Origin of the sequence: Cereibacter sphaeroides 2.4.1 (genome assembly GCF_000012905.2) — a bacterium.
In the GTDB taxonomy this organism is placed as follows: domain Bacteria; phylum Pseudomonadota; class Alphaproteobacteria; order Rhodobacterales; family Rhodobacteraceae; genus Cereibacter_A; species Cereibacter_A sphaeroides.
The window spans coordinates 102,387-117,764 of the sequence record NC_007493.2; the positions used below are offsets into that span (position 1 = coordinate 102,387).

General features: G+C 71.1%; 12 protein-coding genes. 9 read left to right on the forward strand and 3 right to left on the reverse strand.

The annotated features are described in order from the left end of the window. Positions 1–85: 85 nt before the first annotated feature. Positions 86–1,042: a glycosyltransferase family 8 protein gene (locus RSP_RS00495; RefSeq protein WP_011336802.1), complete on the forward strand. Its 957-nt coding sequence runs from the start codon at positions 86–88 to the stop codon at positions 1,040–1,042. Positions 1,043–1,059: 17 nt separating this feature from the next. After that, entirely contained in the window at positions 1,060–1,623 is a 564-nt protein-coding gene (locus RSP_RS00500) for an HD domain-containing protein (RefSeq protein WP_015921750.1), read from the forward strand. 11 nt (positions 1,624–1,634) lie between these two features. On the opposite strand, the gene RSP_RS00505 is transcribed toward RSP_RS00500, so the two are convergent. The 3 genes from RSP_RS00505 to RSP_RS00515 form a co-directional block, all read right to left on the reverse strand. Further along, positions 1,635–1,949 (reverse strand): H-NS histone family protein, encoded by a 315-nt coding sequence (locus RSP_RS00505; RefSeq protein WP_002722219.1) that lies wholly within the window; start codon positions 1,947–1,949, stop codon positions 1,635–1,637. Positions 1,950–2,184: 235 nt separating this feature from the next. Beyond that, complete coding sequence (locus RSP_RS00510) at positions 2,185–2,739, reverse strand: ActR/PrrA/RegA family redox response regulator transcription factor (protein ID WP_002722225.1); 555 nt, start codon at positions 2,737–2,739, stop codon at positions 2,185–2,187. Continuing rightward, the gene (locus tag RSP_RS00515) at positions 2,732–3,427 is read right to left on the reverse strand and encodes an SCO family protein (RefSeq protein ID WP_002722229.1); all 696 of its coding nucleotides are present in this window, start codon (positions 3,425–3,427) and stop codon (positions 2,732–2,734) included. Before RSP_RS00515 ends, RSP_RS00510 begins: the two co-directional genes overlap by 8 nt. Positions 3,428–3,518: 91 nt before the next feature. Between RSP_RS00515 and regB the strand changes: the two genes are divergently transcribed. The 7 genes from regB (at position 3,519) to addA (ending at position 15,365) form a co-directional block, all read left to right on the forward strand. Further along, on the forward strand, positions 3,519–4,907 hold the full coding sequence (gene regB, locus RSP_RS00520) for a sensor histidine kinase RegB (protein ID WP_002722232.1): 1,389 nt from the start codon (positions 3,519–3,521) through the stop codon (positions 4,905–4,907). A 126-nt stretch (positions 4,908–5,033) separates the two neighbouring features. Next, positions 5,034–6,596, forward strand: coding sequence for a PAS-domain containing protein (locus RSP_RS00525; RefSeq protein WP_011336803.1), 1,563 nt, complete (start codon positions 5,034–5,036; stop codon positions 6,594–6,596). 283 nt (positions 6,597–6,879) lie between these two features. After that, entirely contained in the window at positions 6,880–7,365 is a 486-nt protein-coding gene (gene tsaE, locus RSP_RS00530; RefSeq protein ID WP_011336804.1) for a tRNA (adenosine(37)-N6)-threonylcarbamoyltransferase complex ATPase subunit type 1 TsaE, read from the forward strand. Then, positions 7,358–8,383 (forward strand): aminoglycoside phosphotransferase family protein, encoded by a 1,026-nt coding sequence (locus tag RSP_RS00535; protein WP_011336805.1) that lies wholly within the window; start codon positions 7,358–7,360, stop codon positions 8,381–8,383. Before tsaE ends, RSP_RS00535 begins: the two co-directional genes overlap by 8 nt. Beyond that, positions 8,365–9,030, forward strand: coding sequence for a nucleotidyltransferase family protein (locus tag RSP_RS00540; protein WP_011336806.1), 666 nt, complete (start codon positions 8,365–8,367; stop codon positions 9,028–9,030). Before RSP_RS00535 ends, RSP_RS00540 begins: the two co-directional genes overlap by 19 nt. Further along, positions 9,023–12,016, forward strand: coding sequence for a double-strand break repair protein AddB (addB, locus tag RSP_RS00545; RefSeq protein ID WP_011336807.1), 2,994 nt, complete (start codon positions 9,023–9,025; stop codon positions 12,014–12,016). The genes RSP_RS00540 and addB overlap by 8 nt, the downstream gene beginning before the upstream one ends. 28 nt (positions 12,017–12,044) lie before the next feature. Then, on the forward strand, positions 12,045–15,365 hold the full coding sequence (gene addA, locus RSP_RS00550) for a double-strand break repair helicase AddA (protein WP_011336808.1): 3,321 nt from the start codon (positions 12,045–12,047) through the stop codon (positions 15,363–15,365). Positions 15,366–15,378 lie beyond the last annotated feature (13 nt).

Consider the following 15,378-nt stretch of genomic DNA (forward strand, 5'->3'; position numbering starts at 1 on the left):
TAGCATCGACGCAGGATCGGAGCAATCCGCGCGCCCTGCGGCTTTCGAAGCAATCCGGGCCAGAGAGGAATGGGCAATCGTGGGGATGACTGTGGAGGCGTCGCGTCCGGCGCGGTCCCGGCAGGCGGTGATCTTCTGCTACAACGCGGGCTATCTGCCCTTCGCGCTCCATGCCGCCGAGCGGATCGACCGGCTGACGCCCGGACGCGCCTTCGACATCTGCATCTGCCATGGCGAAGAGCCGATCCTTGTCCCGGACAGCCTCTCGCGGCTCGACGTCCGGCTGATCCGGATCGACACCACCGGCGTCTTCACCGGGCTGCGGCTCGATCCGGGGCGGACCCACGATGTCTATCTGCGGCTTGCGCTGCCGCAGGCATTGGCCGCCGACTATGACCGGATCCTGTATCTCGACGCCGACATTTTCGTGCAGGGCGGCGATTTCACCGCACTCCTCGGTCTCGACCTCGGAAATCATCCGCTGGGCGCCGTCCGTGACAATATCCAATGGCGCACGCCCGAGCGCCGCGCCGAACAGTTCCGCCGGCTCGGCATCCCGGCGGCTCCCTATTTCAATGCCGGCCTCCTCTTGATGGATGTGGCGCGCTACAACGAAATGAACCTCCTCGACCGGTGTGTCGAACTCGGTCGGCGCGAGGCCTCCCGGATGATCCGGCACGACCAGAACCTTTACAATGCCGTCCTCCGCGGCGATTGGGCCGAACTCAGCCCGATGTGGAACTGGCAATATTCCTGGTCGGCGCGCCTGTTCGAGGCGATGCGCTATCCGCATATCGTTCACTTCATCGGGACGCTGAAACCCTGGGCGGATCGGAAAGGCCACTATTCGCCGCGGTTCGCCCAAAGCTACGACCGGTTCATCGCCGATCACTTCCCGGACCGGCCGCGCAATCCGGTGAGCGGCGGGCTCTCGCCCGATTCACGCATGATGCGAAGGATGCTGGTGAAGCATTTCCTGTCGTCGTCAAAACTTGCGCGTTATCTGGACCGCTTTCCGTCCGACCTGACGGTGATCCGGTGAAACGGGCCTGGCAGCGGATGCTTTCGGGGCGGCGGCTCGATCTGCTCGACCCGACGCCCGTGGACATCGAGATCGAGGACATCGCCCACGGTCTGGCCTTCGTGGCGCGCTGGAACGGGCAGACCCGCGGGGACTTCGCCTTTTCCGTGGCCGAACATTCGCTGCTGGTCGAGGAGATCCTGGGGCGCTGTCAACCCAGGGTTCAGACGCGCTGGCGGCTCGCCGCGCTGCTGCACGATGCGCCGGAATATGTCATCGGAGACATGATCAGCCCGGTGAAGGACGCCATCGGCGCGCAATACGGCGATCTGGACGCGCGGCTCACGGCGGCCATCCACCTCCGGTTCGGATTGCCCGCGCAATTGCCGCTTCAGGTGAAGCGCGACATCAAGAAGGCGGATCGGATCTCGGCCTGGCTCGAAGCGGTGCAGATCGCGGGATTTACCGAGGCCGAGGCAACGCGCTTCTTCGGTCGGCCGGCCGAAGCCGTTCTCGACGGGCTGGAAATCCGCCTGAGGCCGCCGGTTGAGGTGCGGGCGGCCTATACCGCCCGGCACCAGGAGCTTCTGTCGGCGCTCTAGCGCGCCCGACGTCAGATCGCCATGCTCTCGGCGGGCTTCCCCGACTTGATCGCAGCCTCGAACCAGCGCGGCTTGCGCCCGCGGCCGGACCAGGTATCCGAAGGGTTTTCAGGATTGGCGTATTTCGGTTGAGCGGCGGCGCGCCGTTTGGTCGCTGCGGTTCCCGTCAGTTCCGAAAGGGAGAAGCCGAGTTCACGGGCCTTTTCTTCCAGTTCGGCCAGCGCGTCCCGCTTCCGGCGGTCCTCGTAGGTCGAGATCGCTTTTGCCACCTGGGCCTGAAGCGACTTCAGTTCCTTGAGGCTCATGGAGTCGAGATCGATATCCATTCATTCTTCCCGTTAAAACGAACTATCCCCCAATTCATTTTACGGTTTCGTAAAAAGGTCAATCCGGTCGCTTGAGAAATTCCGCATTTATCCGTCTGTCGATCGAGGAATTTTAGGGATCCATTGCACTTTCGGGTAGTCGAATGCCCTTTGCCGATGCCGGCCCCCCTCCGCCTGCCAATGAAAAAGGCGGCAGGCCCTCGGCCGCCGCCCTCGTTCCGCCGGTGCGACTGGTTCAGCGCGGGCTGCGCTTCGCCAGGATGCGCTGCAGCGTCCGCCGGTGCATGTTGAGCCTCCGGGCGGTCTCCGAGACATTGCGGTCGCACATTTCGTAGATTCGCTGGATGTGCTCCCACCGCACGCGGTCGGCCGACATCGGATTTTCCGGCGGCGGCGGCAGGCTCTCGCCCTTGGCCAGCAGCGCGTGCGTCACCTCGTTGGCGTCGGCGGGCTTGGACAGGTAGTCCGTGGCGCCGATCTTCACGGCGGCGACCGCCGTCGCAATGGCGCCGTAGCCCGTCAGCACCACGATGCGGCAATCGGGCCGGCGCTCGCGCAGCACCTCGACCACGTCGAGCCCGTTGCCGTCCTCGAGCCGCAGGTCCACCACTGCATAGGCCGGCGGGCGCGCCTGGGCGATCGCCTTGCCTTCCGCGACGCTCTGTGCCGTTTCGAGAACGAAACCCCGCTTCTCCATCGCCTTGGCAAGCCGCTTCAGGAAGGGCTCGTCATCGTCCACGAGAAGCAGGGACCTGTCGGCCCCGAGTTCGAATACCAGATCCTCAGCCATGATTGTCGCCCATCTGCTTTCCCCTGGATGCTTGATAGGACTTCTGCGCCCGAGCGTCAAAGGAAGTTGACACATGGCTGTCATTCGCGAAGCACGAAATTCGCTCGGCGATCTGTTCGGGCGTGTCTTCGCGCTTGAAGAAGTCGACGAAGCCCGTGCCGGGCAGCATGAAGTAGGTGAAGGTCGAATGGTCGATGAGGTAATAGTCGTCGTCGGACTCCTGCACCCGGTAGAAGGTCTTGTAGGCCTGTGAGGCGGCCTTCACCTGGGCCTCGGTGCCGGTCAGCGCGATCGTGTCGGGATGGATCGCCTCGGCGAAGAACTTCAGCTGTTCGGGCGTGTCGCGCTTGGGATCGATCGAGATGAAGACCGGCGTGACCTCGATGCCCCATTCCGTCAGGATGTCCACGGCCTGCGCATTGCGCGCCATGTCGAAGGGGCAGACGTCGGGGCAGAAGGTATAGCCGAAATAGACGAGCGAGGGCTTTGCCAGAACCTCGCGGTCGGTCACGGTGCGGCCCTCCTGATCGACCAGCGTGAAGGGCCCGCCGATGGCGCCGCCCGCCACCTGATTGGCGCCGCAACCGGCGAACCGCTCTTCGGATCTGCCGAGGAAGACCCACGCCGCCGAGCCCGCAAGAAGTGCTGCGATGGCCGCCGCCGCGACCCCGGCATAGAGCTTCGTCATCAGATGATCCTCCTGCTTGCGGTTGCCGATTGATCCCGCGGGCACGGCAACCTAACAAGGTTCCGATACAGGCAAAGTGACATGAGCTGCAATGATACTCGGTCCCGACGGCATTCTGAACCGTGACACCCGCGGCGACTGGGTGCGACTGCGCACCCTGATCCTCCTGCGCTGGATGGCGGTGGCGGGGCAGCTCGCCGCCATCGTCGTGACCGACTGGTATCTGGGGGTCCGCCTGCCGATGGGGCTCTGCTTCATGGCCGTCGGCGCCTCGGTCATCGCGAACGTGATCGCGACCTTCGTCTTCCCGCAGAACCGCCGCCTGACCGAGTTCCAGGCGCTGATGATCCTGCTCTTCGACCTTACGCAGCTGTCGTTCCTGCTGTTCCTGACCGGGGGGCTCACCAACCCGTTCGCGCTGCTGATCCTCGCGCCCGTCACCATCTCGGCGCTCGCGCTCGAGCTGCGCACGACCGTCATTCTCGGGGCCATCGCGATCGGTCTGCTGACCTTCACGGCCTATTTCCACCTGCCGCTGATCCTCGCCGACGGGTCGAGCCTGTCCGTCCCGCGCATGTTCGAATTCGGCTTCTGGCTCGCCATCGTCATCGGCATCCTGTTCCTCGGCCTCTATTCCCGGCGCGTCGCCATCGAGATCCGTTCGATGTCGGATGCGCTTCTGGCCACGCAGATGGCGCTCGACCGCGAGCAGAAGCTGACGGATCTGGGTGGGGTGGTGGCCGCGGCCGCGCACGAGCTCGGCACGCCGCTGGCCACGATCAAGCTGGTGAGCTCGGAGCTTGCCGAGGAGCTTTCCGAGCAGCCCGCGCTGCGCGACGATGCGGAGCTGATCCGCGAGCAGGCCGACCGCTGCCGCGACATCCTCCGCTCGATGGGCCGGGCCGGGAAGGACGATCTTCAGATGCGGCAGGCGCCCTTGGGCGAGGTGCTGCGCGAGGCCGCCGAGCCCCATGTCGGGCGCGGCAAGCGGGTCGAGTTCGACCTCTACCCCAGCCGCGGCGGCGACGAGCGCCAGCCGGTGATCCTGCGCCGTCCCGAGGTGATCCACGGGCTGCGCAACCTCATTCAGAATGCCGTCGATTTCGCCCGCTCCACGGTCTGGATCGACGGCGAATGGACGGGAGACCGGATCGCGATCCGGATTGTGGACGATGGCGAGGGCTATCCGCCCGCGATCATCGGCCGCATCGGCGATCCCTTCGTGCGGCAGCGCCGCGCCGAGGAAAGCCAGTCGCGCCGGCCGGGCTATGAGGGCATGGGCCTCGGGCTCTTCATCGCCAAGACGCTTCTGGAGCGGTCCGGTGCCGAACTGAGCTTTGCCAATGCCGCCGATCCGTTCCTGCGGAGCCACGAGCGGCCCGAACGCTGCGGCGCCATCGTCGAGGTGATCTGGCCGGTCGACAGGCTGGTGGTGGTCCGCAACGCGCCCTTGGGCGAGAACGTCCTGATCCAGACCTGATCCGGCGCCGGATGCCGCGTCCGACCTTCCCGGGGGCGGCCGCCCCGGCATTCGGGCTCCATTAACGGCCCCTTAACCTTCCTCTCGGCAAGCTGTCCCGCAGGGCTTGCGACAGGGGAAGATCGGATGACGTTCGATTGGCCGCTCGCACTGGGGCTGATCCTGACCGCGGTCGCGGCGGCTTCTGCCGCCGTGGTTCTGGCGGGCCTTCTGCAAACCCGCGCAGGCCGGCGGCCCGAGGGCGTCTTCTCGGATTCGCAGGCCGGCACGGTCTTCCTCTTCGACGGCGAGACGCTGCTCGACGCCACGCCCGGCGCCCGCGCGATCCTCGCGCTCTCGCCCGCGCGCGGCGGGCCCTGGCTTCGGCTCTTGGCCTATCTCGTGCCGCGCTTTCCCGATCTCGAGGCGCGCCTGTCGCGGCTGGCGAGAGACGGGCGCTTCACGCTCGCCTCCGCGGCCGAGGGCGAGCCGCTTCTCCTGATGGCCGAGATGCGTGGAGGCATCACGCGGCTCACCATCGACGACCCGTCCAGCGCCGAGCGGCCCCGGTTGGACCATCTGTCGCAGCGGGCGCTCGCCGAAGAGCTCGACCAGTTGCGCGCGACGGTGGCGCAGGCGCCGCTGATGATGTGGCGCGAGAGCGCCGGGGGCGAGGTGATCTGGGCCAATGCCGCCTATCTGCGCGAGGCCGCCAAGCGGCTTCCGCCCGACCGGGACCTGAGCTGGCCGCTCCCCCGTCTCTTCGACCGCGCAGCCTCGGCTCAGGGCGCCCCGCGCCAGCGCCAGAGGATCGAGGTCAAGGGCGTCGACCGGTGGTTCGATCTCGAGAGCTTCGCCGACCCGGCCGGACGGCTCCTCTTCGCCCTTCCCGCCGATGCGGCGGTTCAGGCCGAGGCCACCCTGCGCGACTTCATGCAGACCCTGGCCAAGACCTTTGCCCATCTGCCCATCGGGCTTGCGATCTTCGACCAGCACCGCAAGCTTGCGCTCTTCAATCCCGCGCTCCTCGACCTCACCGGCCTGCCGCCCGACATGCTGGCGCTGCAACCTTCGCTGTTTTCCTTCCTCGAGGCGCTGCGGGACCGGCAGATGATCCCCGAACCCAAGGACTATCCGAGCTGGCGCCGCCAGATCCTCGAGCTCGAGAAGGCGGCGGCGAGCGGGCTCTATGCCGAGACCTGGAGCCTGCCCTCGGGCCAGACCTACCGCGTGATTGGGCGGCCGCATCCGAACGGGGCGCTGGCGCTGATGTTCGAGGACATCTCGACCGAGATGACGCGGACCCGCCGCTATCGGGCCGATCTGGAGCTCGGGCAGGCGGTGGTGGATGCGATGGAGGATGCGATCGCCGTCTTCTCGCCCGCGGGCGATCTCGTGATGACGAACGCGGCCTACGGGGCCCTCTGGGGCCACGATCCGGTGGAAACCGTGGGCGGGGGCGCCGCCGTGCAGCTCTGCGAGCAGTGGCGCGCGCGCAGCAGCCCCTCGCCGATCTGGGTCGAGGCCGAGCGTTTCCTCGCCGCGCTCGGCCCGCGCGACCCCTGGTCGGGCGAGATCCGGCTCGAGGACGGCCGTCTTGTCTCCTGCCGCTTCGCGCCCCTGACCGGCGGCGCGACCCTCGTTCTCTTCCGCATCCTCGATGTCCCCGCCGCGGAGGCGGCCGATCCTGCGAGCCTGCGCATGGCCTGACGGCCGCCCCGGGCGGGAGCGCCGGCAGGCCGGGTTGCGGTCCGACAGCTGGCCGGGCATGAGAAAATGGCCTGTGCCGCGCGGGACGCGGACGGCCGGTCGTGACTGCGCAGATGGGGCAGGAGCACCGCGCAGGCGGGCACGATGGCGCGGCCGGCGGAGCGGCCCGGCGCGCCGCCGCCCGTGCGATCCCGCGGCAGCCCGGCCGATCGATACTGCGGGACTCCGGGGCGGGGCTGCGCCGTGGATCCGCCTCCCCTTGCGCCGGGGCGCGGCTCTGGGCATGGTCGCGGCCATGCCGGATCCCGTCCCGCTCCTTCTCGCGCTCGCCTCGGAAGAGGATACCGCCCGTCTGGGCGCGGCCCTCGCCCGCCTCCTGCGGCCGGGCGACGTGCTTCTGCTCGAGGGGCCCATCGGTGCGGGCAAGACCCATCTCGCCCGCGCGCTGATCCGCGCGGCGCTGGGGCACGAGGAGGAGGTGCCCTCGCCCACCTTCACGCTGGTCCAGACCTACGAGGCGCCGGGGCACGAGATCTGGCACGCCGATCTCTACCGGCTGACCCATCCCGACGAGGTGCTGGAACTGGGGCTCGAGGCGGCCTTCGCGACGGCCGTCTGCCTCGTCGAATGGCCGGACCGGCTGGGCGACCTCGCCCCGCCCGGCGCGCTCCGCCTGCGGCTCGAGGCCGAGGGCGAAGGCCGACGCGCGACCCTGTCGGGCGGACGACCGGGCCTTCTCGCGGAGCTGTCGGAGGCGTGGCATGGCTGATCCGGCGCCCTCCGACCGCGCTGCGCAGGCGGCGGCCTTTCTCGCGCAAGCGGGCTGGGGCGCGGCCGAGCGGCGCCATCTGGCAGGCGACGCCTCGGACCGGAGTTACGAGCGGCTGCGGCGGGGCGCGGAGACCGCCGTCCTGATGGACGCCCCGCCCGGCAGGGGCGACGATCCGGCGGCCTTCGTGGCCATCGGGGCCCATCTCGGCGGGCTGGGCCTCTCGCCGCCCGCCGTGCTGGCGCAGGATCTCGCGAACGGCTTCCTGCTTCTCGAGGATCTGGGCGACGGGCTCTTCGCCCGGCTGCTGGAACGCGCTGGCGCGGACGAGGCGGATCTCTACGCTGCGGCGACCGATGTGCTGGTCCATCTCCAGCGCGCGCCCGCGCCCGCAGGCCTGCCAGACCTCTCGGCGGCCGACTGGGCCCGCGCCGCGGCGATGGCGCCCGACTGGTATGCGCGCGCGGCCACCGGGGCGGCCCCCGATGCCGCGCGCGTCACGACCCTGCTCGAGGAGGCGCTGCTCCGCCATGCCGACGGGCCGCGCGTGCTGATCCTGCGGGACTATCACGCCGAGAACCTGCTCTGGCTGCCCGGCCGCGCGGGCCTCGCGCGGGTGGGGCTCCTCGACTTCCAGCTCGCCCAGATGGGCCAGCCGGGCTACGATCTGGTCTCGCTCCTGCAGGATGCGCGCCGCGACGTGCCCGAGCCGGTCGAGCGCGCCATGATCGCCCGCTTCGCCGCGGCCACGGGCGCCGAGCCGCAGGCCTTCGGGGCCGCCTATGCGGTTCTCGGCGCGCAGCGGGCGCTGCGCATCCTCGGCATCTTCGCCCGGCTCTGCCTCGTGGCGGGCAAGCCCGGCTATGTCGCGCTGATCCCGCGGGTCTGGGGCCAGCTCTGGCGCAATCTCGGCCACCCCGCGCTCGCGCCGCTGGCGGCCGAGTGCCGCGCCCTCCTGCCGGAGCCCGCTCCGGCCGTTCTGGAAAGGATCCGCGCGCAATGCGGCCGGATGCGGTGATGATCTTCGCGGCAGGCTTCGGGACGCGCATGGGCGCCCTGACCGCCACCCGGCCGAAACCGATGATCGAGGTCGCGGGCCGGCCGCTGATCGATCACGCGCTGGCGCTGGCCGAGGCGGCCGGCATTTCGCGCATCGTGGCCAACACCCATTACCTGCCCGAAAGCCTGACCGCGCATCTGGCAGGCCGCGCCCTCGTCTCGCACGAGGAGGAGATCCTCGAGACCGGCGGCGGGCTCTGCCGGGCGCTGCCGCTTCTGGGAGAGGGGCCGGTCTATACGTTGAACAGCGACGCGGTCTGGACCGGAGAGAACCCGCTCGATGAGCTGGCAGCGGGCTGGCGCGAGGGGATGGAGGCGCTCCTTCTGCTCGCGCCCTCGGGCTGCGCGCCGGGCGATTTCACCATGGATGCGGCGGGCCGTCTCGCCCGGGCGCGGGGCGCGCCGGGTTACACCTATCTCGGCGCCCAGATCCTGCGGACCGACCGGCTCGCCGGGGTCGCCGAGGCCAAGTTCTCGCTCAATCTGGTCTGGGACGCGATGATCGCCGCGGGCACGGCCCATGGCCTGATCCATCGCGGCGGATGGTGCGACGTGGGGCGGCCCGAAGGGATCGCCGCGGCCGAGGCGATGCTCGCCAATGTTTGACACACCTGGCCCCCGCCTCTTCGGCCTGCCCCCGGGCGTGGACTTTCCCGCAGCGCTGGTGCGTGGCCTTCGCGCGCGCATGGCAGGGGCCGCGCCCGAGGCGATGGCGCGGGTCGAGCTCTACGTCAACACGCAGCGGATGCGGCGGCGGGTCACCGACCTGATGACGGCCGAGGGCGCGGGCTTCCTGCCGCGCATCCGCCTCGTGACCGAGCTGCCGCCGGTGCCGGGTCTGCCGGCCCCGGTCCCGCCGCTGCGCCGCAGGCTCGAGCTTGCGCAGCTCGTGGCCCGGCTGATCGAGGCGCAGCCCGACATCGCGCCGCGCTCGGCGCTCTTCGACCTGTCGGACAGCCTCGCCGAGCTCATCGACGAGATGCAGGGCGAGGGCGTGCCGCCCGAGGCCATCGCGCGGCTCGATGTGGCCGACCATTCGGCGCACTGGCAGCGGACGCAGGCCTTCATGGCGATCGTGGCGCCGATGTTCGGCGCGGACGCGCCCGATGCGCAGGCGCTGGCGCGGATGGCGGTCGAGCGGATCGCGGCGCGCTGGGCCGAGGCGCCGCCCGATCACCCGGTGATCGTCGCGGGCTCGACCGGCTCGCGCGGCACGACCAGCCTCTTCATGCAGGCGGTGGCGCGGCTGCCGCAGGGCGCGCTCGTGCTGCCCGGCTTCGACTTCGACCTGCCCGCCGCGGTCTGGGAGGGGATGGACGACGCGCTGACCGCCGAGGATCATCCGCAGTTCCGCTTTCATCGGCTGATGGGCCTCGTGGGCGCAGGCCCCGCCGAGGTCGGCCGCTGGACCGACGAGATCCCGCCCAGCCCGGCGCGCAACCGGCTGATCTCGCTCTCGCTCCGGCCGGCGCCCGTCACCGATCAGTGGCTGACCGAGGGCCGGCACCTCACCGGGCTTGCCGAGGCCGCGCGCGGCATGACGCTGATCGAGGCGCCGGGGCCGCGGGCCGAGGCGCTGGCAGTGGCGATGATCCTGAGGAAGGCCGCCGAGGAGGGTCGCCGCGCGGCGCTCATCACCTCGGACCGGGGGCTCACGCGGCAGGTGGCGGCGGCGCTCGACCGCTGGGGGATCGTGCCGGACGATTCCGCGGGCAAGCCGCTCGCGCTCTCGGCGCCGGGGCGCTTCCTGCGCCATGTGGCCCGGCTCTTCGGCCGGCGGCTGACCGGGGAGACGCTGCTCACGCTGCTGAAGCACCCGCTGACGGCGACCGGCGCGGACCGCGGCAACCACCTGCGCTGGACGCGGGATCTGGAGCTGCACCTGCGGCGGAAGGGGCCGCCCTTCCCGGCGGCGGCCGATCTGGCGCTCTGGGCCGGAACGCGGCCCGCGGACGGGGTGGCGGACTGGGCGCGCTGGCTGGGCGGACTGATCGAGGGGCTGGACGCGGCAGGCCCGCGCCCGCTCGCCGATCATGTGGCCGCGCATCTCGCGCTGGCCGAGGCGCTGGCCACGGGGCCTGCGGGCGACACCACGGGCGAGCTCTGGCTGAAGGAGGCCGGCGAGGCCGCGCGCGCCGCCGTCGAGGAGCTCCGCCGCGAGGCGCCGCACGGGGGCGAGCTGACGCCGGCCGATTACACCGACCTCTTCGACGCGATCCTCGCGCGTGGCGAGGTGCGCGAGGCCGTGCAGGCCCGGCCCGACCTGATGATCTGGGGCACGCTCGAGGCGCGCGTGCAGGGGGCCGATCTCGTGATCCTCGGCGGGCTGAACGACGGGACATGGCCGCAGCTGCCGCCGCCCGACCCGTGGCTCAACCGGCAGATGCGGCTGAAGGCCGGGCTTCTCCTGCCTGAGCGGCGGATCGGCCTGTCGGCGCACGATTACAGTCAGGCGGTGGCCGCGCCCGAGGTGGTGCTGACCCGCGCCACCCGAGATGCCGAGGCCGAGACGGTGCCCTCGCGCTGGCTGAACCGCCTGATGAACCTGATGAGCGGGCTGAAGGCGGGCGGAGGGCCCGAGGCTCTGGCCGGGATGCGCGCGCGCGGCCGCGACTGGCTGGACCTCGCCGCGGCGCTGGAGCAGCCCGCGACGCCGGTGCCGCTCGCCACGCGGCCCGCGCCGCAGCCTCCTGTCCCGGCCCGGCCCGACCGGCTGGCCGTCACGGGCATCCGCAAGCTGATCCGGGATCCCTATGCGGTCTATGCCCGCCATATCCTGCGGCTCTATCCGCTCGACCCGCTGCACCGGGCGCCGGATGCGCGGCTGCGCGGCTCGATCCTGCACCGCATCCTCGAGGCCTTCGTGAAGGACCGCGCGCCGGGGAGCGACCGACCAACCGAGCGCGCGCGCCTGATGCGGATCGCGGAGGCGGTGCTGGCCGAGGAGGTGCCCTGGCCCGCGGCCCGGGCGCTCTGGCTCGCGCGGCTCGACCGGGCTGCCGCCTTCTTCCTCGAGACCGAGGCGGCCCATGCCGGCACCCCGGTCGTGCTGGAGGAGGAGGGGCGGGTGGATCTGACCCCCCTGCGCTTCACGCTGACCGCGAAGCCCGACCGGATCGACGTCCTGCCGGACGGGCGGCTCCATATCCTCGACTACAAGACCGGCACGCCGCCCACCAAGAAGCAGCAGGAGCAGTTCGACAAGCAGCTCCTCCTCGAGGCGGCGATGGCCGAACGCGGCGGCTTCCGCGGCCTCGGACCCGCCGAGGTGGCGCGGATCAGCTACATCGGCCTCGGCACCAGCCCGAAGGTCGAGAGCGTGGAGACCGATGCGGCGCTCCTCGGGCAGGTCTGGGAGGGGCTCCACGCCCTCGTCGGCCGTTACATGCGGCGCGAGCAGGGCTATGTCTCGCGCCGCGCCATGTTCGGCGAGCGCTTCCCGGGCGATTACGACCATCTCGCGCGGTTCGGCGAATGGGAAATGAGCGACGCGCCCGTGCCCGTGCCGGTGGGGGCAGAGGCGCCGGAAGCAGGCTCCGCGGAGGCGGGGACGGATCGCGACAGGGGAAGCTGCCCGGAGGATGCCGCGTGAGACGCGCTGCCACATGCGAGGCCGGCCGATGAGCGGCCTGAGAGACGAGGCCTCCGAGCGTCAGGTGCAGGCCGCCGATCCGCGCGCCTCGACCTGGCTCTCGGCCAATGCGGGCTCGGGCAAGACGCGGGTGCTGACCGACCGGGTGGCGCGGCTGCTGCTCGACGGGGTCGAGCCGCAGCGCATCCTCTGCCTGACCTATACCAAGGCCGCCGCCTCCGAGATGCAGAACCGGCTGTTCCGGCGGCTGGGCGAATGGGCGATGCTCGACGATGCCGAGCTGCGCCGTGCGCTGGATGCTCTGGGCGTGGCCGCCGTAGGGCACGAGGTGCTGGCGCAGGCCCGCAGGCTATTCGCTCGCGCCATCGAGACGCCGGGCGGGCTGCGGATCCAGACGATCCACTCCTTCTGCGCGACGCTCCTGCGCCGCTTCCCGCTGGAGGCCGGGGTCTCGCCGCAGTTCACCGAGCTCGACGACCGCGCCGCACGCCTCCTGCGTGAGGAGATCGTCGAGGAGTTGGCCGACCGCATCGCCCCCGAGGTGGTGGCCGATCTGGCGCGGGCCTATACCGGCGAGGATTTCGGCGCGCTGGCCGAGGAGGTGGCGCGCAATGCCGCGGGCCTTCTGCCGCCGCTCGACGCTCCCGCCTGCCGGGCGCTCTACGGGGTGGAGGGCGACGAGGCGGCGCTTCTGGCGCAGGTCTTCCTCGGTGGCGAGGAAGAGTGGATGCCCGCGCTGATCGCGGCGCTTGAGGCGGGATCGGCGAACGACCAGAAGGCTGCGGCGAAGCTGCGGCTTCTGTCCTTCGCGTCGCCGACGACCGCCACGCTGGCCGGGCTCGAGGGGGTGCTCCTGACCGGGGCCTCGGCGAAGGAGCCCTATACCGCCAAGCTCGGCAGCTTCCCGACCAAGGCCACACGCGGGGCGCTCGGCCCGCTCGCCGACCGGCTCGATGCGCTGATGCGCCGGGTCGAGGCCGCGCGCCCGGTGCGCTGCTGCCTGCTCGCCGCCGAGCGGGCGCGATTGATCCATGCTTTCGCGGGCGTGTTCCTGCCGCTCTATCAGGCGCGCAAGGCCGCCCGCGGCTGGCTCGATTTCGACGATCTGATCCAGCGCGCCAAGGGCCTGCTGACCGATCCGTCGGTGGCGCAGTGGGTGCTCTTCCGGCTCGACGGCGGGATCGACCATATCCTCGTCGACGAAGCGCAGGACACGAGCCCCGACCAGTGGAAGGTGATCGAGCTTCTGGCGCAGGAATTCACTTCGGGGCGCGGCGCGCGCGAGGTGGAACGGACGATCTTTGTCGTGGGCGACAAGAAACAGTCGATCTACTCCTTCCAGGGCGCCGATGTGGCGGCCTTCGACCGGATGCGGGCCGAGTTCGGCGAGCGTCTCGCGGGCGCCCGGCGGCGGCTCGAGGAGCTGGATCTGCTGCATTCCTTCCGCTCCTCGCCCGCGATCCTGCGGCTGGTGGATCTCACCTTCGACGAGCCCCGCCGGCAGGCGCTGGGCGGCGAGGTCCGCCACATCGCCTTCCGCGGCGACATGCCGGGGCGGGCCGAGCTCTGGCCGCTGGTCGAGGCCGCCGAGGAGCCCGAGCCCGAGAACTGGTTCGATCCGGTGGACCTCGTCTCGGATGAGCATCATGCGGCGCGGCTCGCGCGGCAGGTGGCCACCCGCATCCGCGCCATGATCGAGGCAGGGGTGCAGATCCCGCATCCCGGCGGCTTCCGCCCCGTGGCGGCGGGCGATTTCCTGATCCTCGTCCAGCGCCGCTCGGACATCTTCGGCGAGATCATCCGGGCTTGCAAGGAAGCCCGCCTGCCCATCGCCGGGGCCGACCGGCTGAAGCTCGGGGCCGAGCTTGCGGTGCGCGACCTGTCGGCGCTGCTCGCCTTCCTCGCCACGCCCGAGGACGATCTGTCGCTCGCCGCCGTCCTGCGCTCGCCGCTCTTCGGCTGGAGCGAGGGCGAGCTCTTCGATCTGGCGCACGGGCGCGAGGGGTATCTCTGGCGCAGGCTCTACGACCGCGAGGCGGCCCATCCCGGGACGGTGGCGATCCTGCGCGACCTGCGCGATCAGGCGGATTTCCTGCGCCCCTTCGACCTGATCGAGCGCGCGCTGACCCGCCACGACGGCCGCCGCCGGCTGCTCGCCCGGCTGGGCGAGGAGGCCGAGGACGGGATCGACGAGCTGCTCAGTCAGGCGCTGGCCTACGAGCGGACCGACGTGCCGAGCCTCACGGGCTTCCTGACATGGCTTCAGACCGACGAGGTCGAGGTGAAGCGGCAGATGGAGGCCGCGGGCGGGCGCATCCGGGTGATGACGGTGCATGGCTCGAAAGGGCTCGAGGCGCCCATCGTGATCCTGCCCGACACGGCCGACCGCAAGCCGCGCGAGCGCGACGAGCTGTTCACGCTGGAGGGGGGCGCGCGGGTCTGGAAGACGCCCGCCGCCGAGAGCCCGCCGCAGATTGCCGCCGCCCGCGAGGCGCGGCGCGCACGCGATGCGGCCGAGAACCTGCGGCTGCTCTATGTCGCCATGACGCGGGCCCAGTGCTGGCTGATCGCGGCTGCGGCCGGCAAGCTCGAGACGGGGGGCGCCTGGCACGACCTGATCCGGCAGGGGATGGAGGCTGCGGGGGCCGAGCGGCGCGACGACGGGGCGCTGGTGCTCGACGAAGGCCTCTGGCCCCCGGCCGCGCCGCAGGCCTCGGCAGCGGCCGCCGCCGCGCGACCCGTCCTGCCCGGCTGGGCGTGGGCGCCCGCGACCGAGCCCCCGGCCGCGCCCGAGGTGCTGTCGCCCTCGGCCCTCGGCGGGGCCAAGGCGCTGCCCGGCGATGCGATGCCCACCGAGGAGGCCCTGGCGCATGGCTCGGCCGTCCACCGGCTGCTCGAGCATCTGCCGCTCCATCCGCCCGAGGGGTGGGAGGCGGCGGCGCGGGGGCTCCTGCCCGATCTTCCCGATGTGGCCCCCGTTCTGGCGGAGGCCCGGGCGGTGCTCTCGGCCGAACATCTGGCCGAGGCGCTGGTGCCGCATGCGCTGCTCGAGGTGGCGGTGACGGCCGAGGTGGCGGGGCGGCGGCTTTCCGGCACCATCGACCGGCTGGTGGTGGAGCCCGACCGGGTGCTGGCGGTCGATTACAAGACGAACCGTGTGGTCCCGGACCGTCCCGAAGAGGTGCCCGAGGGCATCCTGCGGCAGATGGGCGCCTATGCCGAGGCGCTGGCGCAGATCTACCCCGGACGGACGATCGAGACGGCGATCCTCTGGACGCAGGCGGCCCGCCTGATGCGGCTGCCGCGCGATATCGTGAGGTCGGCCCTGGTCCGGGCCACGACAACTTGACGCGGCAGGGGGC